Origin of the sequence: Halomonas sp. N3-2A, from assembly GCF_002216165.1 — a bacterium.
In the GTDB taxonomy this organism is placed as follows: Bacteria; Pseudomonadota; Gammaproteobacteria; order Pseudomonadales; family Halomonadaceae; genus Vreelandella.
In genome coordinates, this window is record NZ_CP022286.1 from 4243683 (window position 1) to 4265729 (window position 22047).

The following is a 22047-nucleotide window of genomic DNA, read 5'->3' on the forward strand; positions in this document are numbered from 1 at the left end:
AGACAAAGTGTTTCAAGTCCATACGTAACTGTTGCAAGTTGGGGCACTGATTGCTGTCGATTGATTGAAAATCTAAAAATACTCAGACAAGTAAATTGCTTCAACTATATGAATAAAAAGAAATTGTTGATAGTCGGCGCGGTCAATGCAAGTTGAACGGGACTGGCATACACCTTCGATGTTCGTCCGCGAAGAGAACCGCAGGTGAACATCACGACAATAATAATGCGTGGAGAACTCCCCGTGATGAGACATGTACTTCCTACAGGGCTCTGTAGCTTAGCCCTGCTGCTGCCTACGGGCACTGTCTTGGCCTCTGCCGGCAGCGAGGCTATCGACAGGCACTGTTCAGCCTGTCATCAGACCCAAAGTGGCCCCGAGAGCTGGAGCCGTATTAGTGCGCAGCGTAAGACCCCGGAAGGCTGGGACATGACGATCGCGCGCATGCAAACTATGCACGGCCTGGAGCTGCCCCAGGAGGCCCGCCGGGATATCGTCAAGTTCCTCGCCGATACCCGCGGTCTGGCGCCCGAAGAGAGCGCGTCCCAGCGTGAGCTGATTGAGCGACGCCTCAACCGTATTGAGTCCTTTGATCATCCCAGCTACCAGGAGATGTGTGCCCGCTGTCATACTGGCGGCCGCGCCCAACTGCAGCGCCGTCCCCAGGAAGAGTGGGAGAGACTGGTGCACTTCCATGTGGGCCAGTTCCAGACCATTGAGTACCAGTCCATGGCACGGGATCGTGACTGGTTCGATCTCGCCCTGAACGAGATCGCTCCCTGGCTGGCCGAGACTCAAAGTCTCGAAAATGAAGCCTGGGAGTCATGGCAGCAGGCCGAACAGACCTCTCCTGAGGGCGACTGGCAGCTCTGGGGGCACTGGCCCGGAGAAGGCGACTTTTATGCCGACGTGACTATTAACGCCGCTGAAGGCGAGGATGCCTACTCGCTTAGCTTGGACGGTGCTTTCACCAGTGGTCGTCCGCTCAGTGGCGAAGGCCAGGCCATCGTTTATACCGGCTACGAGTGGCGCGCCAACCTGAACCTCAACGGTCGTGATCTCAAGCAGGTGCTGGATCTCTCCGGCGCGCACCCCAGCGGGCGTATCTTCGACGACCATGACGAAGCGTTTGGGATGATGGTGGAGATGATTCCTCACGAAGCGGCCGAGCCTGCGGTGTTAGCCAGCCTGCCCGCCTCGCTCAAGGCCGGCGAGCGTAGCCGACTGGTGCTGCTGGGCCACGGTCTTGGGGAAGGAGAGATCAGTCTGGGGGAGGGCGTCACCGTGCGTAAGGTGATCGAACGTAGCGACATGCGCCTAGTGCTGGACGTTGAGACTAGCACCGATCTCACACCCGGCTGGCTGGCTATGCAGATCGGCGAGATCAGTGCTGAGAGGCTGCTGGCTGGCTATCGCACGGTAGATCGTTTGGAGGTAAGTCCAGCGCTGGGAGTTGCTCGCATCGGCAACGATAAGACTCCGCCAGTGAGTGGCGTCTTCACCGCCGCCGGCTATCTGGACGGGGCTGATGAGACCATCCCGCTGGGGCAGGTACCGGTACGTTGGAGCGTGTCCCCCTGGGACGAGATCGCCGAGCGCGACGAGGATGCTAGGTTTACGGGCATACTGGACGCCGCCACAGGGATCTTCTCACCTGCCGGGGCTGGGCCCAACCCGCTGCGTCAGTACAACGCCAACAGCGTGGGCAACCTACGGGTGACCGCCAGTGTGGTAGGACAGGAGGCGATACAGGACGAAGCCCAACTGATCGTTACCGTACAACGCTGGAACAACCCGCCGCTTCGCTAGGAGATCACCATGGGAATTTTACAAGCCATACCCGAGAACCTGCACCGGATGGAAGTAGAAGGCCAGCCGTTGTGGTTCCATATCCCCACCACCAGCCTGTTCGCCCCGGATGCCCTCAGCGAGGAGCTGCTGGCTCTGGCCGGAAGAGAAGAGGGGCTCGATAGCCGGGCGCTGCCGGGCCACCTGACACATCAGGTCAGTAGCGACGATATCCAGGAACGGCTGCTACAGCTCAAGGCGCTGAAGCTGATCACCGATGGTGTTGTCCAGGCTTATAATCCTAGCGTAAAGGTGGAGCAGTTCCCGCTCTCTACCGTGGTGCTCAACGTCAACACCGGTTGCAACCTTAGCTGCAGCTACTGCTACAAGGAAGACTTGGATAACCCCCGGGATGGCAAGAAGATGGAACTGGCCACCGCCCAGGCCTCTATCGAAATGATGCTGCGCGAAGCCCCGCAGCGGGATCGCTACAACATTGTCTTCTTTGGCGGCGAGCCGCTCAGCAACATGCCCTTGATCCGCCAGGTGGTGGACTGGGCCGAGGCGCGCATTCATGGGCTTGGTAAGGCAGTAGATTTCACGTTAACCACCAACGCCACGCTACTGAGCGAGGAAAAGATCGCTTTCTTCGACGCCCATCGCTTTGGGCTCACGGTGAGCATGGACGGCCCCAAGGCGGTCCACGACAAAAACCGCATTGCGGTCAACGGCCAGGGCACCTACGATCTGGTCGCCAAGCGCATTAAGCCGCTGCTGGCCAGCTATCGCTCACGACCGGTGGGAGCCAGGGTGACCCTGACTCGTGGCATCACCGACGTTATCGGTATTCACGACCACTTGGTTAACGAGCTGGGTTTCGCCGAAGCAGGCTTCGCTCCAGTCACCTCCGGTGATATGGCTGACTACAATCTTACCAGCGACGAGCTCAAACAGGTCTTCGACGGTATGGTCGAGCTTGGTGAGCGGGCCGTGGCAGCCGCCATTCAGGGGCGCGATATTGGCTTCGGCAACTTCAACCAACTGCTCACCGACCTTTGGGAAGGGCGCAGCAAGGCGGTGCCCTGTGGGGCCGGCTTAGGGCTGGTTTCGGTGGATCATGCGGGCGACGTGCACCTCTGTCACCGTTTCACGGGCTCCGAAATGCCCACCTTCGGCAGCGTCCAGGAGGGGCTCGATCACGCAGGCCTCAAGCAGTTTATCGAGGCCAGGAGTGATCGCACCGAGCGTGGCTGCAGTAATTGTCGGATCCGCAACCTTTGCTCCGGCGGTTGCTACCACGAGAGCTACGCCCGCTATGGCGACCCCATGACCCCCACCTACCACTATTGCGACCTGATGCGTGACTGGGTCGACTTCGGCATTCAAGCTTACGCTCGCATCCTACGTCATAACCCCGATTTTCTCGACGGCCCCCTGGCCGGGAGGCAGACAGCATGACGAATAACAAGAAGAACTTGACCGCACTGGGGTTGGCGCCCCTCAACCGCAAGGCCCGCGAAATGGAACGGGCCGCTAGCCCAGAGGCCCTGGAAGAAGTGCAGGCCATGCAGACCATCGCCGGGTGCACTTCCAGCTTCGATCCAGGCTGGGAAGTGGATCCCTTCGGCGGCGTGGCTTCGCTGTGCCAGCCCATGGAAGCGGATCTCTATGGCTGCGCTGATCCCTGCTGGTGGCCTGCTCAGGTGCCGGACACTATGAACACCTACCCCAACTGGGGGGATGGAGCCGACCGCGCTGAGGATGATTGGCGCAAGTTCGATAGTGTCTATCCGGGAGACGATAAGTGATGAATAGCTCAGAAATTAAGCGGCTCAATCTGACCCTAATGGGGGTGCTGGCCTTCGCTGCCCAGTCTCTGATGGTGACTGCTGCTGTTGCCGATGAAGCCAGCGCTGACGAAGTACGCGAGTATCTGGTAACCATGGCCCGCCCCAACCAACTCTACGTGATCGACCCGGAGGCCCAGGAGGTAGTGCGTACCTGTGACGTAGAAGGCGCCTTTGGCTCTGGCACCCTGCAGCTATCGCCGGATGAGCGAATCGCCTATGTGTTGCACAACCGTTGGGAAGACGTAGTGGGCATCGACCTCACCAGTTGTGAGGAAGTCTTTCGTGCCAGCGGCTCAGGCAACTCAATACGCGCTAAATCCATCGCTTCCCTTGCCGTGAGCCCCGACGGCAGCCGCCTCTATAGCATTTGGGATCGGGCGCGGCTGGGCCTCGACCACTACGAAGTATTGGAGCCACAGTTAGCGGTCTATGACACGGCAGCCGGTCTCGCTGCCGAGCCCCTGGCCACCTTCCCAGCACCGCGCCAGGTGACAACCATGGGGGCCGCCGAGGATGGTAATCTCTATCTCGCTGGCGCTGATATCTATCGGGTCGACCCGGCAAACGGCGAGACCGAGATCGCTATCGCCAACCGAAATTGGGATCGCCCCAGCTTTAGCCCGCCAGACTCCTTAGCCGTGTGGTCTATGGGAGAGGTAACCAACGAGTTCCTGCGCCCCTACACGGTGGCGGAGCATCCTGGCGAGGAGAGCGAGGCATGGCACTGGGGCATCAGCCGCGTCGACCTAGCCACCGGCGAGACCGAGAACAAGGAGATAGCCCCTTTCGAGTTCATCATCTTCTCTATGGTTTCTGATCCCCGGGAGCGGGACGTCTTTTATGGCGTCTACACTCAGCTCAGCAAGCTGGATGCCCGTACTCAAGAGATCGTGAAGGTGATCGATCTTGATCATACTTACTACAGCATTAATACTTCCTATGACGGCTCGCGGATCTACCTGGGCGGCGCTTCCAGTGATATCGCCATCTATGATGATGACTTCAATGATCTGGGGCGCATTCGCCTGCCCGGTGATATGAGCACCGCAACGCTGAAGGTGGCACGCTTCTAGATTGCCGCTGCATGATCCTTCTGGCCGGCGCTTGTGAAAGCGATCGGCCATTTTTGCTGGGGGCAACCCTTATAGTTGATGAATGAAGAGAGCGTCGATGCGCGAGCCTGACTTCACCCGTGACACAGAGGCGCTGCCCTGGGGCTGGCTTTACCGCCCCCTCAAGGCGCGGCGCCTAGCGTTGGCCCGGCTGCTGACGCTGAGCCTAGTGGCGACCCTGCTGGCGCTGTTGCCTCCGTTGCTCACCCAGCGTTTGATCGATCACGGCCTTATGCAGGGGGACTTCAGCACCGTTGCCGCTTACGTCGCCGCCCTGGTGGTGTTGGGGCTCTCCGCCTTGGCCCTACAGGGGCTAACCCGCCTGCAGCATGTGGCGCTCTCTGCCCGACTATTGCTCTCGCTGCGTCGCTCCTTGCTTCGCCACCTGCTGCGCTTGGCACCGGCCCGCTGGCAGGCGCGAGGGCGAGGCGATCTGATGAGCCGTCTAGATGGCGACCTGTCTATCCTCCAGGGCTTCGCCCTGGACGGCTTGCTTAGCGGACTCTCCAATCTGTTAGGGCTGGTGGGAGCGCTAGCTATGATTGGCCTATTCAGCCCCATGCTGATGGCTCTGGTGGCCGTGCTAGTCCCCATCCAATGGTTGTGGCTGCGCGCTTGGCGCCCGGCGCTGACTCTCCGTCAGCAGGCACTCCGTGAGCAGAGCGGGGAACTCTCAGGCTTCTGGCAGGATACCCTGGCCCATGGCCCCTGGTTTCAAGGCCAGGCGCTGGAGTCGTCGCGACTCAATCGTCTCCAGGGGCTTGGCCACGAGCAGCTGCGACGCCTGCTGGCGGTGCGTCGAGTGGGCTTTCTCAGCGACGTGGGCCCGCAACTGATCCTCTCTCTGGCCCGGGCCGGGGTGCTGCTGTTGGGCGGCTATCTGGTGATTCAGGGGCAGTTGCAACTCGGTGAGCTGGTGGCCCTGTTAGCGTATCTCGGCATGGTGATGGCCCCCATCGGTGGCCTGCTGGGTCTCTATGGGGGGTGGCAGCGGGCCCGGGTCAGCGCTTGCCGCTTGGCCGAGCTCTTCAATGAGCCCGCCATGCGTGATCCCTACCAGGGCGGCCGTCCTGTCGGGCCTGGTGGGCTTTGCTTGGAGGGTGTGCGTTTCCGCCATCCCGGTCAAGCCGGTTGGCTTCTGGATGGTATTGATCTCGCGCTTCCGCCGAGCAGCAAGGTGCTGATTGCCGGTCCTTCTGGGGCAGGCAAGAGCAGCCTAATCCGTCTGTTGCTAGGGCTGGAGACGCTCGAATCAGGCGAAATCCGTGTCGATGGCGTGCCGCTTGACGCGCTCTCCCGCCATCACTGGCTCAAGCAGGTTGCTTGGGTGGAACAGCACCCCAGCCTGCTACGCGGCAGCTTGGCCGAGACCCTGCGCGCCCTGGCCCCTGAGGCAAGCGATGCCGAACTGATTGACGCGCTTTCCCGCGTTGGGCTCGCCGACTGGCTGACCGCCCTGCCGGAAGGGTTAGAGAGCGAGTTGGGTGATCTGGGGGGTAAGGTCTCTGGCGGCCAGCGCTCGCGCCTGGCCCTGGCTCGGGCACTGCTAAAAAAGCCTCGCCTAGTGCTACTGGACGAGCCAACTGCGGCGCTGGATCCAGCGGCTGCCCGAACCTTCGATGCCTTGCTTGATGAGGTGCTGGGAGATACCACTCGGCTGATCATCAGCCACCAGAGCGACCACTTTGGCAATCTGGATGCCTACTATCGACTCCAGCAAGGGCAACTGGTCGCAGTGGAGACGGCGTCATGTCTCTAATTCCGGCCATCAGCCCGACCCTGGGGGTTATCGATAGTGGGGTGCCTCCTGGTATGTCCATGGCGCGTTTCCATTCGCCCAGCGGTGCTGACCCTGGAGATCACCTTGGTCACGGCCGGGCGATCCTCGCCACCCTGGGCCACTATTTGCCGCTCACGCGGCTGGAAATCGCCTTCTACAAGCTATTCGAGGAGCGTCTCACCGCCAACGCCGCTGCCCTTGCTGCGGCCTTCGAGTGGCAAGCAGAGGCACCACCGGTTTGGCTGCTATGTAGTCTGGGGTTGCCCCGAGCCGACACGCGACTGCAGGAGGCGGTGGAGAGGCTACAGGCCGCGGGCACCCGCATCGTTGCTGCCAGCCCACGCTTTGGGGCGCCGGTCTACCCAGCTGCTTGGCCAGGGGTGATAGCAGTGAGTGGCGCCGCGGGGCTGATGCCGGGCTCGCCACGGCATGATCGGAATGGCCACTGGTACGCCTGCGTCTGGGCGGCTCGGGAGGGTAACGCCTGGCAACCCTGGCAGGTGGGGCCACCATCGATGGAGACTCCTCCTGCACTGGGCGGAGCCAGCTTCGCTGCGGCCCATGCGCTGGGCTATTGGCTGGCGGAGTCAATCGGTGAAAGGGGGGCACCGCCAAGAGAGTGGGGCTCGGGCAGCGCTGGCCAGTCGGGATGATCAGCCCACCAGCGGATGATCGCCATGGCCGCGGGGCCTGCGGCGACCAATAGTGCCCGAGCCGCTGCGTGGTCGCCATCCTGCATAGCCTTGACCAGAGGCGCTAGGGAGATTCCCGCCACTGCCTGAATCCCCATTGGCTGGTCCGGGGTAAACACCAGCTCCCGCTCGGCCAAGTGGTTACCAATGATAGCCAGGCCGCGTCTCACTCGTACTTGAGCCCAAGGCTCTGGTAGATGTAGCGGTTGATGATCGGGCCAGTGACAGCGCGCCGTCCAGTAGGGTGCCGGATCGGTGCCTATCGACTCTTGATAGGCAGCCTGACGGTAGAAGTCGCGGCCGGCCCGGGCGAAACGCCAGTACTGGGCATCCTGACGGCGTTGATGGAAGCGCTCCAGGGGCGCGATGCTGGTTTCCTCAAGGAGGCTATGGAGAACGGGCGTCAGGCCGTGGGCTGAGGAGAGCGCATTGAAAATGCCCTGTCCGGAGAGGGGATCGATGGCCATGGCGGCATCTCCGAGGCGCCAGAGGCGCCCCTCTCTCACTTGGGTGCGCCCCAGTAGGCTAGGGCGCTGGTAGTGGTGGCTAATCTCGGCTTGGCCCCAGAGCTGTGCCAGGTCGGGCTGGGCGGCTAGCCAGGTGCTGGGGTTATGCCGTGCCCGACGTAGCGTCGCTTCAGGTAGGGCCAGCTGCAGATACTGCTGGCCTTTGAGCCGCGACCACCAGGCCCAGCCTCCGCCGGGCAACGACAGGGCAGCACTGGCGGGGTCTGGGTCGGCGGCCTCGCCACGTAGGATCCAGGCAGGGGTTGACCAGGGAGCGGCGTCGCGGAACTGGCGCCGCGCCGCCGCCCGTCCCCGGGCCTCCACGCCCCAGGAAGCAGTCAGTACGCGACCATCTGCCAAGCCCAGGCAAACGTCACTTTTCTGGCTCTCCAGGAACGTGACCCGCGCTTTGATCACTGGGATACCAGCCTCGTGAAGATCTTCCAACAGGGCGGCATCGAAGGATGGACGCGGCAGCAGCCACTCGGCGTTGGGCGCTCGAGTTTTACCAGCCCAGGTGACTCGCCGCGGCAAAGGACCCACCGCGCAAGCGGCGGCCCGGTGCAGCCCCAGGCTTTGTAGGGCCTGGAGGCTGCGCCGGGCAATGCCCTCGATGGCCCGGTAATCGCGTACACGCCCCACCAAGATGACTCGCCGGCCGGCGCGATGCAGCAGCATGGCCAGAGCGGCACCAGCGGGGCCGCCTCCGGCGATCAGTATCTCGCTATCCACGTCTTGGCGCATTAGAAGAACCCCCTTGGGGCTGGTACGGTGCCAGAACTGGGTTAGATCAAACGATCATCACAACCGATTTCTGCTCTGTGTAATGCTCGATCAGTGAATCGCCGAGCTCGCGGCCGATGCCCGACTGTTTGAAGCCGCCGAAGGGCATGCAGGCGTCCAGCAGGTTGTGGCCGTTGACCCAGATACTACCGGCCTCGATTTCTGGTATCAGGCGATTGACCGCCGTAAGATCGTTGGACCAGATGCTGGCGGCCAGTCCATAAGGAGAGTCGTTGGCCAGTAACACGAGTTCGTTCAGATCGCGGAAGGTCTGGACCACGACCACCGGACCGAAGATCTCCTCTTGCACACAGCGGCTTTCCTGGGCCAAGCCGGTGATCACCGTCGGCTCGACGAAGTAGCCGATTTCGCTGCCTTTGCCACCGCCGGTGACGATGGTGCCGCCGTCGCTGCGCGCTTGTTCGATATACGCCAACACTCGTTGCTGCTGTTTGGAGGAGACCAGCGGGCCCAGGCTACTGGTGGGTTCACAGCCCGGTGCTAGCGTTAGCTGCTGGGCCTGTTCGGCTAGCTTAGTGACAAAGGTATCGTGGATCGACTCATGTACATAGATCCTCGATCCAGCGGTACACACCTGCCCCTGGTTAAAGAAGATTGCCTGAGCCGCGCCGGCAGCGGCTGCCTCGGCATCTGCATCGGCCAGCACCATCACCGGTGACTTACCACCTAGTTCCAGGGTGGTACGGGTCAGGTTCTCCATGGCGGAATGCCCGATCTGCTTACCCACGGGGGTCGATCCGGTGAAGGCTATCTTGTTGATTCCTGAGTGGCTGGCCAGCGCTGCTCCAGCGGTGTGCCCCAGACCGGTGACGACGTTGAGAGTGCCTGCCGGGAAACCTACTTGCTCGGCCAGTTCCGCCAGCAGCAGGGCGGTGAGCGGCGTGTCCTCGGCGGGCTTGAGCACGATACTGCAGCCGGCAGCTAGGGCCGGAGCGACCTTCCAGGTTGCCATCAGCAGTGGGAAATTCCAGGGGATGATGGCACCTACCACGCCGATGGGCTCGCGGCGGGTGTAGGCGACAATTTGCTTGTCTTCGGGCACGAAGGGCATCGAGGGTGTCATGCTACGACCCTCGATTTTGGTGGCCCAGCCCGCAGTATAACGGATAAAGTCGATGGCTAGAGCTACGTCCATATGCCGCGAAAAGGTCACTGGCTTGCCGTTGTCTAGTGTCTCGAGTAGGGCAAAGTCATCGGCGCGGGCTTCCAGAGCATCGGCGAGATCCAGCAGCAGCTTCTCACGCTGGGCTGGCCGCGACTTGCGCCAGTCACGGAAGGCCTCCCGGGCAGCACCGACCGCAGCATCAATATCGGTGGCATCACCCGCCGGAACCCGACTGATCACTTCCGCGGTGGCGGGATTATAGACATCCAGTGTCTGGCCGCTGGTGGCGGTGCGCCACTGGCCGCCAATAAAAAGAGCGTGGCTTTTGTCCAGCCAAGCTTGAATAGCAGTGGAGGGCTGCGTCATGGTTGTGCTCCTGTCAGACTGATTTATGATTGTTGTGAGTGCGTGCTAAGCATTGCACGCCTCTCATACTCCTTAGCAAGTACTCCCTAGCAAGCCCCGTGCCAGCTCAGGGAAGTAATATAATCACAACAATATCAGTGAGTTGAAGGTTAGCTATGACGATATTCCTCCGCCGTCTCGTCGCCGGATACGACGGCTGTCGCATTCTGGGACAGCTCGCCGACCTCGCTGGGAGAGGCCCATGATCTCCAAAACAGTCCTGCGAACCCCCGACGTGATTCGCCAGGCCCGTGAACATCTGCTCCGTGACCAGCAACTACCGATGGGCATGCTCGATGCCAGTATCGACCGTTCTTGGCAGCGCTGCATTGAGCATGGACTGCAGCTTGGTAGCCTACCCGAGTTGCCGCGGCTCGACAGTAGCGAACTCCGCACTCAGCGTGAGATGCATCGTCGTCTTATCGAACTGGCTGACCCGCTGATCAGGCGAGTGACTGAGGACCTGCGTGGCTGCCAGTTGCTGCTGGCCACCCCGGATGCCACTGTGCTCAAGAGCTACGGACAGCGGTTCGTGCTTAATGATCGCTTCCACATCGGGGCCGGCATCAACCTGGATGAACGCTGGTTCGGGACCAATGCACCTGCCCTAGCGCTCATCGAGCGTGCACCGGTGCTGGTCAAGTCCTGCGAGCATCTGCTGTTCCCCGACAACCCCGTCTCCTGTGTCGCTGCCCCGCTGTTTGATCTCAACGGCGACTGTTTAGGATTGATCGACCTTACCTTTGAGGCCGACCACCCACGACCAGAAATTTTCCTGCGCCGAGTGCAGCAGCTCACGGGGGCGTTGGAGCAACGGCTGTTTTTCCACCATTATCAGCAGCGTTGGGTGCTCCAGGTGCACGCATCGTTGGCTGAGTTAGACAGCGTGAGCTGTGGTCTAGTGGCAATGAACGACTCGGGGCTGATCCTGGCGGTTGATTCTCAGGCCGCTCAATGGCTGGGCGAGGCCTCTGCCTCACTAATTGGTCGCCATATTGAAGAATTATTGGGCAATTCCTGGAAGGAAATCTGTCGCCAATGCGAACGGTGCTCGGTCTTGCTGGGGCTGCCGCTTACCGGCGCCCAACTGGTGGGGCGGCTTAATCCCCCGGATCAGTGGCAGCCAGCAATTTTGAGCGGAGAAGCCACGGTGAGGCCGGCATCGCCTGAACCATCCCTCTCTCGTGGGCTTGAGGCGCTGGTGGAGGATTGGCCTGAGGCGCTGGCCCGAGAGGCTCGCCGGGCTAGTCGGGCACTGGAAGCAGGTTTGCCTGTACTGCTGCAGGGCAAAACTGGCACCGGAAAAGAGCAGTTGGCCCGAGCACTGCATAGCAGTCTCGGTGAGCAGCGGCCCTTCGTGGCACTCAACTGTGCTGCGCTGCCCGAAAGCCTTATCGAGGCGGAGCTATTCGGCTATGTGGAAGGCGCCTTCACCGGCGCCCGCAAGGGCGGGTACAGCGGGCGTCTGGTACAAGCTAATGGTGGGACTCTGATGCTCGACGAGATCGGTGACATGCCGTTGGCGCTGCAGGCCCGTCTGCTGCGGGTGCTGCAGGAGAAAGTGGTGACACCTCTGGGCGATCACCGCGAGGTGCCCATCGACTGCCGAGTCATAGCCGCGAGCCATCGCGATTTGGAAAGTCTGGTGACCACCGGTGACTTCCGCGAAGATCTTTTTTATCGTCTGGCTGGGGTGGTAGTAGAACTTCCCACGCTGAACGAGCAGGCTGATCTCGCGGGACAGATTCGTCAACACTGGGCTGCACTATGTCGCCAACATGGCCGCTCTCTGGCGCTGGATGAGTCCTTGTTAGAGTGTTTGGCTGGCTACCTTTGGCCTGGCAACTGGCGGGAACTAATTCACTGTTTGGAAGCGGCTTTGGTGGGAGCTGAGCCAGAGTGCCAACGGCTAACCATAGAAGGGCTTTCGCCGCGTTGGCAGCGTAAGCTTGCTCAGCCCACAGAAAATAATGCTCGTAATCCGGTCACACCGGAGGGCCTTGGCAACGGTTGCCAAGAACTGCGAGAAATGGAGCGGACCCATATGGTGCGTACGCTCGAAGCCCATGGGGGAAACATGACTGCCGCTGCCCGGACGCTAGGTATCAGCCGCTCGACGCTTTATCGACGGCTGGGGGAAGCGTCACCTTGAGCCGGTGAAGTGCAACCAAGCTGGACGGTCTCTTCCAGCTTGGCCTTATAGGCTGTCTAGCTCAACGGAGGGCAGGTGTCCCCCGCCATAAGATACGTAAGGCGTTTATAAGACACGTAAAGCGTTCATTCCAACCCACCGAAGCGTTGGTAGAAGCTGGGGCCAGGGGCTGGTAATGGGCCCTCGGCGGTTTCTAGGTGCCGGTCCAGCCAGCGTTCTGCGCGTTCGTAGAGCAACCGATAGAGGTTGCGGCAGAGCTGATGGGCGTAGCGACCTTCCCACGCCGTAGGGAGTAGTTCGTCAGGCAGCAGGGGGTCGCGTAGTTGAACCTTACGATACTCATGAATCAGTAAGGTACGGGCAATGAAGCACTCTTCCTGCCCTAAATGGTTCTCTGCGTTGAGTGCATTCCACAGTGGGCGAAACTTAACCAGAAAACGCTGATATAGCTCGGCGAGTTCGTCGAGGTTCCAGCTATCTCTGACCTGCAGGCGCAGCGGCTTACTGGTCATGGGCTCCATGGTCTGGGTTTGCATTACGATCGTGTCGTCTGCCGCATCAAGCTCTTGCAAAGCCACCATGGTTTCCGCGCATGACAGCGTGGGATGCGCCAGCACGCCCTGAGCGAAACTACCAAAACCGAGCCATTCAAGCTCATCACGAATCTGCTGGCGTCGATCTGCAGGTAATTGCGTCAGCAGCGCCAATGTCCACTGGCCCGACCAGGGAGGCTGGGCGCCGTGATAGACGCGCTTAAAGGCTTGTTCAAAACGACGCCGTCCAGGGCCACTCAGCCGGTAGTAGCTGCGACGCCCGACCTTTTCACCGCGTAGCCAGGTTTCATGGGTCAGCCGGTAAACCGATGTGCGCACCAGCCGCTCATTGATACCAATGGGCTCCACCAGTTTCGATAGACTGCCGAGCCATACAGTACCGCCCCGCGGAACGATAGAGTCGCCATAGACAGTAATAATTAGAGAGCCGGCGCGAATAGGCCGACGCTTCTGGAAGTCATCAATAAGCGTAGCGACGCAGTCTGTAGCTGACGACATGGTGAGTGTTGATTCCCTTGACGATGAAGTTGTCGCAAAACGACAGAAAATATAGCTTTTATAGAAGATTATCGTATCACGTTTTTTTGTGATTTGGCCTGCGTCGCTGCCAGTGATTTATGAATAATACTTTGGTGTCGTGAAGGTTGTTGGGTTAAATGTCCTGATAGAGCTGTGCATGCTTTTTTGAAAATATAAAAATAGTTTAAATAGTTTACTAAGCTTTAAAAAGCGAAGGTGATTGTCTTGTTGTTTTTGAAGTGATCAGCGGGGTGGTTTTAATACATTTTAATTAATGGTTTTCTTGTTTCTCTTAAGTGTTGGTTTGTTGTGCGATTTTTGGCGATTGATTGATTAGTGGGGGTTAGCTTTGTATGAGCGTTAGTGTCTAGTTTTATTGAGAAGTTTAACTTTTTTTAATAGTTATAAAGTGTATGATTCCATCGCTTGGCTCGAAGCGGGAAAAGTATGTGACCTGCGTGGCTAATTAGAATCATTATTTAACATTTCGCTGATTTTGTTTGGTGCACTAGCATATCGCCTCTTTTCTAGAGAGGTTTTTTGTTTTCTAGCAGGCATTGTTTTTGTTGCTTATATGGCTTTTCAGCTATTGATGAGTAAAAAAACATTAACACATGAGTAAAATTGTAAACACTCAACACTTGTTTGGCGGCGGCGTGGATATGGATAATCTAGCGGGGAAAAAAATTCTGGTCGTTGACGATGCCGAGGCGGATCGTATGCTGATTTCTTCGTATCTTTTGCATCAGGGCTGCCGAGTCTTTCATGCCCAAGATGGCATCGATGGTATTCACAAAGCGCGTCTTTTATTGCCGGACTTAATCCTGATGGACGTAGAAATGCCAGAGTGTGATGGTTATGCGGCGTGTAAAGTACTAGCAAATGATCCTTTTACCGAAAACGTTCCGGTTATTTTCCTTTCAGCCTACTCAGAACCCGAGAAGCGTGTTCAAGGATTACTAGTAGGTGCTGTAGATTACATTCATAAACCTTATTTATTTGATGAGGTTAAATTACGCATGGCAATTCATCTACGTAATCGGGTGCCGCAAAAAGCGTCTGCTTATAATGACCTTGATGAAGTGCGTCTAGATGGCGAACAAGCTAACCCTATTAACAATATTCTTTATCACAGTGCTCGGGTTCATTTGCTGAACTCTCTATCTGATGCTCCGAGCCTACAGGAGCTGGCGCGCTTAGTGGGTACTAATGCAAAACGTCTTAATGCCGCTTTTAAAGAGATGGTGGGTATGACTGTATATGAGTACCTTCGCGAAATACGTATGAATGAAGCGCGTGAACTTTTGTCTAATACCCACCTTTCTGTTAGTGCTATAGCCGCTCACGTAGGGTTTAGTAGCAGTGCGAACTTTTCAACGGCATTTAAAGAAAGATTTGGAACATCGCCTATGAAGTTTAAAAATCAGTATCCTTCGCCAATTAAGAGACCAATTAAAGAGTATCAGTGAGAAGCAAATTGTTTTATTAATGGCTTAATGTTGTCAGATTTGGCCCCCCTCTAACATGAAGGATCAAGAACAGCGCTAATTGCTCTAAAGCCTCCGCATTTAGCAAGGCCACCTATTTTTTTAGCTCGGTCTGCTTTACGGGCGTTGGCAACCTATATGTCAATTAAATCAGTTGTTTGTCAAAGTGCTAGCCAGGCGTTAATTTCGGGGTGTAGGCCACGGTTCAATCAGCCATGCATCTATTGTGCTCAAACGTATCTCTAGCCACCTTACCATCGAGTGGCTGTCAGTATTGCTCAACGTTGTATGTAACCAAAGGGGGGAGTATTGGCAGGGTGCTTCATGTAAATATTTTTTTCGTTAGTTTTTCTCCATTGCTCCGTTTTTAGCGTTGTGTAAGTCGGTAGCAGCGGCTGCATAAGCTAGAAATGTGGCTAGAAAATGAATAAAAGTGGCGACTAAGTGATTGTTTTTATAAATAGCATTTCATGGTTTTAGCTGTGATCATCATTGATAGGGTTTTATTTGAGAAAAAGCTAGCTCTGTGGATTCGGATGCTTAAGTAACTTAAATCCTTGTTTTTTTAATTTTTATTTGGTTGTCATGGGTTTTGTTTTTTATCAGCGTTAACAGTTTTTTATTTTTGTTATTAGTAATAATTCACTCCTGCAAATGTTATTGCCTTTTATCAAAAGAGTCATTGATTAGTTAGTGATAAAGTTCGCTGAATTTAAATTAGCTAATACTTTATTTGAATTAGCTATATTACTGATTTCTAACTAATTTTTTGCAGGAATAAGGGAATGTTTCAACGTATGTCGACCTTCAAGCTCAACCCCATGTCACTTATGCTGGCAAAGCAGGGGCTGGTAACCATTGCTCTGTCACTCATGGTGAGCGGCGTATGTGCGCAAGAATCACCAGCCTCTTCACAGCAATCTGCTATTGCAAACAATGTGGCTGATGTTGTCAAAACTGCTATTGAGTACAACCCCCAGGTAAAAGCAGCATGGAATGAGCTGCAGGCGGCTGAGCATGATGTTGATGTAGCACGTGGAAACTACCTGCCCTCTATTGATGCAACCGCTGGTGTGGGGCGGGCTGACCGTGAAGTAGATGGAGTCGGTAGCTATTCAACCAGTTTTGCTGAGTTAACGCTTAACCAGATGATTTGGGATGGATTTGCGACTCGTAATGAAGTTGAACGGCTAGATCGCGCCAAGCTGGTTAGTTATTACGAGTTGTTAGGTGCCAGTGAGAACGTCGCATTAGAAGCAGTGCAAGCCTATCTAGATGTGGAACGTTATCGCGAACTGGTTCGCTTGGCTCAGGAAAACTACCGTCAGCATCAACGTGTTTATCAACAAATCGAAGAGAGGGTTCAGAATGGCGCTGGCAGAGGCGTTGATTTAGAGCAGATCACAGGTCGCTTAGCATTAGCTGAGTCTAACCTGATGACGGAAGCGTCTAACTTGCATGATGTTTCTGCGCGGTATTTGCGAATTGTCGGCCAATTACCAACAGACAGTTTAGCGCCTATGCCAGGATTTGAAGATGACTTGCCTCCATCTGTGACTGAGGCAGTTAATCTTGCTTTTGAGGGTAATCCTGAATTCCACGCAGCCATTGAAAATATTGAAGCCAGCCGTGCGCAACAAGATGCTACTCGCGCTGCTTTCCAGCCTCGCTTAGATCTGCAAGGGCGTACGGGCACTTACGATAATACTGACAGTACTCCTATTCCTCGCGGTAGCCAGGATCGCCACAGTATAGAACTAGTAGCCAGCATGAATTTATATCGTGGTGGAAGCGATATGGCATCATTCCGCGCTGCAGGTGATCGAATTGAGCAAGCGGTTAATCAGCGTGAGAATGTTTGCCATAATATTCGTCAAACGACGCAAATCGCTTTTAATGATTCTCGCCAATTGCGTGAACAGCTGAATTATATTAATCAGCATCGGTTATCCAGTGACCGTGTTCGAAGTGCTTACCAGCAGCAGTTCGATATTGGCGAGCGTACGCTGTTAGATGTTCTTGACAGTGAAAATGAGTACTTTGAAGCAAGTCGTGCCTACGTAAATGCTAAGCATAATGTGCTAGAGGCGGATGCACGCACGCTGGCGTCTATGGGGCAACTGATGTTGACCCTCGACGTTGTACGTGAAGGAACGCCTACGCTTAATGAGCTTGGTAGTAATGGTGTCAGTATCAACCCAGATGCCATCTGCCCAGCCACTCATCTTGCCACTCCCTCATTAGCCGAACTAACTAATAGCTACGGGAACACACAAGCCCCCGCATCTACACCCGATATGGTGCTATCAGCCGATGCACTGTTTACAACGGGTAGTGCCGAACTTAACTCAGGAGCACATGCTGAGTTGTCCTCATTTGCTCAAAAAATTCATCAAATGCCTTCGGTAAATCAGGTGGTTGTTTCTGGCCATACTGATAGCAGCGGTACTAATGCATTAAATGCTTCCCTCTCTGAACAGCGTGCTCTTAACGTCGCTGAATACCTCATCGAACAGGGGATTGATCCAAATATTGTGCAAGTGCGTGGTTATGGCTCCCGCCAACCGGTTGCTTCTAATGCGACTGTTGACGGCCGTCGAGAAAATCGGCGCGTTGAGATAACGCTAGATATTTCAAACAGCTAAGCACTTGTTCAAAAGGCTCCTTCGAATGTTGGAGCCTTCATAGGATCTTTGGGGGGAAACGATGGAAACCGTCATCATTGAAGCAATCTCAGGCAACGCGTGGGTTCGTGATAGCAATGGAAACATAAGAGAGTTACGTGAAGGTGATACCGTTCAACCCGGCGAGACAATCATTACGGATGCCAATGCAAGCGTAATTGTCTCTACGCCTCAAGGTATGACACTTCAGTTGCCATCTGGTATTGAGCTTTCTCATTCAGACATTGTTCTGCGTAGCGCAGAGCCTGATGAAGACATGCGTTTTTCTGAAGCAGAGAAGGCATTAGAAGCAGAGAAAGCATTAAAAGCCGAAGAACAGCTAGAAGAACAGCTCATTGCACAGTTTGATAACGATCCCCCATCGCAGGGTTCGTCTTCCGCGCCCATTATTAGTAAAGACGGGTTAACGTTTGTAATGCTTGAGCGCATTGAGCTGCCGTTGCCGCCTCTTGCGTACGCTTATAACTACGAGCGGGGTGATGAGCCTCTTTATCGCCTTAACGGTTGGGGAGGGACTAGCGAAAGTTTTGAGCCTAGAACGTCAGCTTTGGAGGTGAGAGTTGAGTTAGAAGGCGCTAATGATGACGGCATCTATAGCCAGGATGAGATTGGTGAAGATGGCACCGTTACCGCCCAGATCACTCTGGGAGAGGGCACCCAGGTAGGCGACACTCTGATTGTTACCGACAAAGACGGTAATGAACTGCTTAATCGCCCGGTCACCCAGGACGACCTGGATAATGGCGTCACGGTTGAGGTGCCGGTTGCCGAAGGCGACACCGACGTCAGCGTGACCGCCACAGTGACTGATCCTGCAGGTGACTCGTCTAGCGATAGTGACACAAAACCGGTGGCTAACGATGAGCCGCCAGAGGACAATGAAGCCCCTGCGGTATCTGTCGAGCTGATTGGCAGCGGCGATGACGGCACGTACAGCCAGGATGAGATTGGTGAAAACGGCACCGTCACCGCTGAAGTCACCCTGGAAGACGGCACCCAGGTAGGCGATACCTTGGTGGTTACCGACAAAGACGGTAATGAACTGCTTAATCGTCCGATTACACAAGACGACTTGGACAACGGCGTTACGGTGGAAGTACCGGTTGCCGAAGGCGACACCGATGTCAGTGTGACCGCCACGGTCACCGACCCAGCGGGTAATTCCAGCAGCGACGACGACAGCAAGCCAATTGAGCCGATCGATGACGTACCGCCGACTGTCTCGGTCGAGTTGACCGGCAGCGGCGACGACGGCATCTACAGCCAGGACGAGATTGGTGAAGATGGCACCGTTACCGCCCAGGTCACTCTGGAAGACGGCACCGAAGTGGGCGACACACTGACGGTCACCGACAAGGACGGCAATGTCCTCTTTGACGGAGAAGTAACTCAAGACGACCTGGATAATGGCGTCACGGTTGAGGTGCCGGTTACCGAAGGCGATACTGACGTTAGCGTGACCGCCACAGTGACTGATCCTGCAGGTAACTCGTCTAGCGATAGTGACACAAAACCGGTGGCTAACGATGAGCCGCCACAGGACAATGAAGCCCCTGCAGTATCTGTCGAGCTGATTGGCAGCGGCGATGACGACACCTACAGCCAGGATGAGATCGGCGACGACGGCACCGTCACCGCTGAAGTCACCCTGGAAGACGGCACCCAGGTAGGCGATACCTTGGTGGTTACCGACAAAGATGGTAATGAACTGCTTAATCGTCCGGTGACCCAGGACGACCTGGACAACGGCGTTACGGTGGAAGTACCGGTTGCCGAAGGCGACACCGATGTCAGCGTGACCGCCACGGTCACCGACCCAGCGGGTAATTCCAACAGCGACGACGACAGCAAGCCAATTGAGCCGATCGATGACGTACCGCCGACTGTCTCGGTCGAGTTGACCGGCAGCGGCGACGACGGCACCTACAGCCAGGACGAGATCGGCGACGACGGCACCGTCACCGCTGAAGTCACCCTGGAAGAGGGTACCCAGGTAGGCGACACCCTGACGGTGACCGACAAGGATGGCAACGTCCTCGACGAGCGAGAAGTCACCCAGGACGACCTGGACAACGGCGTTACGGTGGAAGTCCCGGTCTCGCCGGGCGACACCGACGTCAGCGTGACCGCCACGGTCACCGACCCCGCGGGTAATTCCAGCAGTGACGACGACAGCAAGCCAATTGAGCCGATCGATGACGTACCGCCGACTGTCTCGGTCGAGCTGACCGGCAGCGGCGATGACGGCACCTACAGCCAGGACGAGATCGGCGACGACGGCACCGTTACCGCCCAGGTCACCCTGGAAGACGGCACCGAAGTAGGCGACACCCTGACGGTGACCGACAAAGACGGTAATGAACTGCTTAATCGTCCGGTCACCCAGGACGATCTGGACAACGGCGTTACGGTGGAAGTGCCAGTTGCCGAAGGCGACACCGATGTCAGTGTGACCGCCACGGTCACCGACCCAGCGGGTAATTCCAACAGTGACGACGACAGCAAGCCAATTGAGCCGGTGGATAACGTACCACCCGCAGTCTCGGTCGAGCTGACCGGTAGCGGCGATGACGGCACCTACAGCCAGGATGAGATTGGTGAAGACGGCACCGTCACCGCTCAGGTCACCCTGGAAGAGGGTACCGAAGTAGGCGACACCCTGACGGTGACCGACAAGGATGGCAACGTCCTCGACGAGCGCGAAGTCACCCAGGACGACCTGGACAACGGCGTCAGCGTCGAGGTCCCGGTATCGCCGGGCGACCCCGACGTCAGCGTGACTGCCACGGTCACTGATCCAGCGGGCAATACCGCCAGCGACGATGATAAGAAACCGGTGGACAACGTACCGCCCGCGGTCACGGTTGAGCTGACCGGTAGCGGCGATGACGGCACTTACAGCCAGGATGAGATCGGCGACGACGGCACGGTCACCGCCCAGGTCACCCTGCAAGAGGGTACCGAAGTCGGCGATACCTTGGTGGTCACCGACAAGGATGGCAACGTCCTCGACGAGCGCGAAGTCACCCAAGACGATCTGGACAACGGCGTCAGCGTCGAGGTCCCGGTCTCGCCGGGCGACACCGAGGTTAGCGTCACCGCCACGGTCACTGATCCAGCGGGCAATACCGCCAGCGACGATGATAAGAAACCGGTGGACAACGTACCGCCCGCGGTCACGGTTGAGCTGACCGGCAGCGGCGACGACGGCACCTACAGCCAGGACGAGATCGGCGACGACGGCACCGTTACCGCTGAAGTCACCTTGCAAGACGGCACCGAGGTAGGTGATACCTTGGTGGTCACTGACAAGAACGGCAACGTCCTCGACGAGCGCACGGTGACCCAGGACGACCTGGACAACGGCGTCAGCGTCGAGGTACCGGTTGCCGAAGGCGACACCGATGTCAGCGTGACCGCCACGGTCACCGACCCGACCGGCAATACCGCCAGCGACGACGATCAGAAGCCGGTGGACAACGTGCCGCCCGCAGTGAGCGTTGAGCTGACCGGCAGCGGCGATGACGGCACCTACAACCAGGATGAGATCGGCGAGGATGGCACCGTCACCGCCCAGGTCACCCTGGAAGAGGGCACCGAGGTAGGCGATACCTTGGTGGTCACCGACAAGGACGGCAACGTCCTCGACGAGCGTGAGGTCACCCAGGACGATCTGGACAACGGCGTCAGCGTCGAGGTCCCGGTTGCTGAAGGCGACACCGACGTCACCGTGACCGCCACGGTCACTGATCCGGCGGGCAATTCCAGCAGCGACGACGATCAAAAGCCAGTGGACAGTGTGCCGCCCGCGGTCACGGTTGAGCTGACCGGCAGCGGCGATGACGGCACCTACAACCAGGATGAGATCGGCGACGACGGCACGGTCACCGCCCAGGTCACCCTGGAAGACGGCACCCAGGTAGGCGATACCTTGGTGGTGACCGACAAGAACGGCAACGTCCTCGACGAGCGCACGGTGACCCAGGACGATCTGGACAACGGCGTTAACGTCGAAGTCCCGGTCTCGCCGGGCGACACCGAGGTTAGCGTGACCGCCACGGTCACCGACCCAGCCGGCAATACCGCCAGCGACGACGATCAGAAGCCGGTAGACAACGTACCGCCCGCGGTCACGGTTGAACTGACCGGCAGCGGCGACGACGGCACCTACAGCCAGGATGAGATCGGCGACGACGGCACTGTCACCGCTGACGTCACCCTGCAAGACGGCACCGAAGTCGGCGATACCTTGGTGGTCACCGACAAGGACGGCAACGTCCTCGACGAGCGCGAAGTCACCCAGGACGACCTGGACAACGGCGTCAGCGTCGAGGTCCCGGTATCGCCGGGCGACCCCGACGTCAGCGTGACTGCCACGGTCACTGATCCAGCGGGCAATACCGCCAGCGACGATGATAAGAAACCGGTGGACAACGTACCGCCCGCGGTCACGGTTGAGCTGACCGGTAGCGGCGATGACGGCACTTACAGCCAGGATGAGATCGGCGACGACGGCACGGTCACCGCCCAGGTCACCCTGCAAGAGGGTACCGAAGTCGGCGATACCTTGGTGGTCACCGACAAGGATGGCAACGTCCTCGACGAGCGC

The 22047-nt window shown here is 57.4% G+C and carries 12 protein-coding genes and 1 pseudogene; 10 read left to right on the forward strand and 3 right to left on the reverse strand.

Annotated features, from left to right (window positions below):
• The first annotated feature begins 246 nt into the window (after positions 1 to 246).
• From peaA to CEK60_RS19835, 6 genes are all read left to right on the forward strand, one after another.
• On the forward strand, positions 247 to 1809 hold the full coding sequence (gene peaA, locus CEK60_RS19810; protein ID WP_232471530.1) for a quinohemoprotein amine dehydrogenase subunit alpha: 1563 nt from the start codon (positions 247 to 249) through the stop codon (positions 1807 to 1809).
• Positions 1810 to 1818: 9 nt separating this feature from the next.
• A complete protein-coding gene (peaB, locus tag CEK60_RS19815; protein WP_089040468.1) occupies positions 1819 to 3246 on the forward strand; it encodes a quinohemoprotein amine dehydrogenase maturation protein in 1428 nt (475 codons plus the stop codon).
• On the forward strand, positions 3243 to 3596 hold the full coding sequence (gene qhpC, locus CEK60_RS19820; protein WP_051626386.1) for a quinohemoprotein amine dehydrogenase subunit gamma: 354 nt from the start codon (positions 3243 to 3245) through the stop codon (positions 3594 to 3596). The genes peaB and qhpC overlap by 4 nt, the downstream gene beginning before the upstream one ends.
• Positions 3596 to 4711, forward strand: coding sequence for a quinohemoprotein amine dehydrogenase subunit beta (gene peaD / locus CEK60_RS19825; protein WP_089040469.1), 1116 nt, complete (start codon positions 3596 to 3598; stop codon positions 4709 to 4711). Before qhpC ends, peaD begins: the two co-directional genes overlap by 1 nt.
• Before the next feature lie 97 nt (positions 4712 to 4808).
• Complete coding sequence (locus tag CEK60_RS19830) at positions 4809 to 6509, forward strand: ABC transporter ATP-binding protein (protein WP_198361396.1); 1701 nt, start codon at positions 4809 to 4811, stop codon at positions 6507 to 6509.
• Positions 6500 to 7183, forward strand: a complete 684-nt coding sequence (locus CEK60_RS19835) for a S8/S53 family peptidase (RefSeq protein ID WP_089040471.1) — start codon at positions 6500 to 6502, stop codon at positions 7181 to 7183. The genes CEK60_RS19830 and CEK60_RS19835 overlap by 10 nt, the downstream gene beginning before the upstream one ends.
• Here the strand turns inward: CEK60_RS19835 and qhpG are convergent.
• Together qhpG and CEK60_RS19845 are read right to left on the reverse strand one after the other, a co-directional pair.
• Positions 7102 to 8472: a flavin-dependent monooxygenase QhpG gene (gene qhpG, locus CEK60_RS19840; protein WP_089040472.1), complete on the reverse strand. Its 1371-nt coding sequence runs from the start codon at positions 8470 to 8472 to the stop codon at positions 7102 to 7104. The two genes, CEK60_RS19835 and qhpG, sit on opposite strands and share 82 nt — an antisense overlap.
• A gap of 46 nt (positions 8473 to 8518) precedes the next feature.
• Complete coding sequence (locus CEK60_RS19845) at positions 8519 to 10003, reverse strand: aldehyde dehydrogenase family protein (RefSeq protein ID WP_089040473.1); 1485 nt, start codon at positions 10001 to 10003, stop codon at positions 8519 to 8521.
• Positions 10004 to 10244: 241 nt separating this feature from the next.
• Between CEK60_RS19845 and CEK60_RS19850 the strand changes: the two genes are divergently transcribed.
• The gene (locus CEK60_RS19850; RefSeq protein ID WP_089040474.1) at positions 10245 to 12194 is read left to right on the forward strand and encodes a sigma-54-dependent Fis family transcriptional regulator; all 1950 of its coding nucleotides are present in this window, start codon (positions 10245 to 10247) and stop codon (positions 12192 to 12194) included.
• Between the two features lie 125 nt (positions 12195 to 12319).
• Here the strand turns inward: CEK60_RS19850 and paaX are convergent, their stop codons facing one another.
• Positions 12320 to 13246: a phenylacetic acid degradation operon negative regulatory protein PaaX gene (gene paaX, locus CEK60_RS19855; RefSeq protein WP_089040475.1), complete on the reverse strand. Its 927-nt coding sequence runs from the start codon at positions 13244 to 13246 to the stop codon at positions 12320 to 12322.
• Positions 13247 to 13881: 635 nt separating this feature from the next.
• On the opposite strand from paaX, the gene CEK60_RS19860 reads away from it, so the two are divergent.
• The 3 genes and pseudogenes from CEK60_RS19860 to CEK60_RS19870 form a co-directional block, all read left to right on the forward strand.
• Positions 13882 to 14736: a response regulator transcription factor gene (locus CEK60_RS19860; RefSeq protein ID WP_198361397.1), complete on the forward strand. Its 855-nt coding sequence runs from the start codon at positions 13882 to 13884 to the stop codon at positions 14734 to 14736.
• An 803-nt stretch (positions 14737 to 15539) separates the two neighbouring features.
• On the forward strand, positions 15540 to 17399 hold the full coding sequence (locus tag CEK60_RS19865; RefSeq protein WP_232471413.1) for a TolC family outer membrane protein: 1860 nt from the start codon (positions 15540 to 15542) through the stop codon (positions 17397 to 17399).
• Between the two features lie 61 nt (positions 17400 to 17460).
• Positions 17461 to 22047 (forward strand): annotated as a pseudogene (locus CEK60_RS19870) (hypothetical protein); the annotation flags it as partial.

Excerpts from the sequence above, each read along its gene's own strand:
- peaA (WP_232471530.1), top strand. The coding sequence starts at position 247 with ATGAGACATGTACTTCCTACAGGGCTCTGTAGCTTAGCCCTGCTGCTG.
- peaB (WP_089040468.1), top strand. The coding sequence starts at position 1,819 with ATGGGAATTTTACAAGCCATACCCGAGAACCTGCACCGGATGGAAGTA.
- qhpC (WP_051626386.1), top strand. The coding sequence starts at position 3,243 with ATGACGAATAACAAGAAGAACTTGACCGCACTGGGGTTGGCGCCCCTC.
- peaD (WP_089040469.1), top strand. The coding sequence starts at position 3,596 with ATGAATAGCTCAGAAATTAAGCGGCTCAATCTGACCCTAATGGGGGTG.
- CEK60_RS19830 (WP_198361396.1), top strand. The coding sequence starts at position 4,809 with ATGCGCGAGCCTGACTTCACCCGTGACACAGAGGCGCTGCCCTGGGGC.
- CEK60_RS19835 (WP_089040471.1), top strand. The coding sequence starts at position 6,500 with ATGTCTCTAATTCCGGCCATCAGCCCGACCCTGGGGGTTATCGATAGT.
- qhpG (WP_089040472.1), bottom strand. The coding sequence starts at position 8,472 with ATGCGCCAAGACGTGGATAGCGAGATACTGATCGCCGGAGGCGGCCCC.
- CEK60_RS19845 (WP_089040473.1), bottom strand. The coding sequence starts at position 10,003 with ATGACGCAGCCCTCCACTGCTATTCAAGCTTGGCTGGACAAAAGCCAC.
- CEK60_RS19850 (WP_089040474.1), top strand. The coding sequence starts at position 10,245 with ATGATCTCCAAAACAGTCCTGCGAACCCCCGACGTGATTCGCCAGGCC.
- paaX (WP_089040475.1), bottom strand. The coding sequence starts at position 13,246 with ATGTCGTCAGCTACAGACTGCGTCGCTACGCTTATTGATGACTTCCAG.
- CEK60_RS19860 (WP_198361397.1), top strand. The coding sequence starts at position 13,882 with ATGAGTAAAATTGTAAACACTCAACACTTGTTTGGCGGCGGCGTGGAT.
- CEK60_RS19865 (WP_232471413.1), top strand. The coding sequence starts at position 15,540 with ATGTTTCAACGTATGTCGACCTTCAAGCTCAACCCCATGTCACTTATG.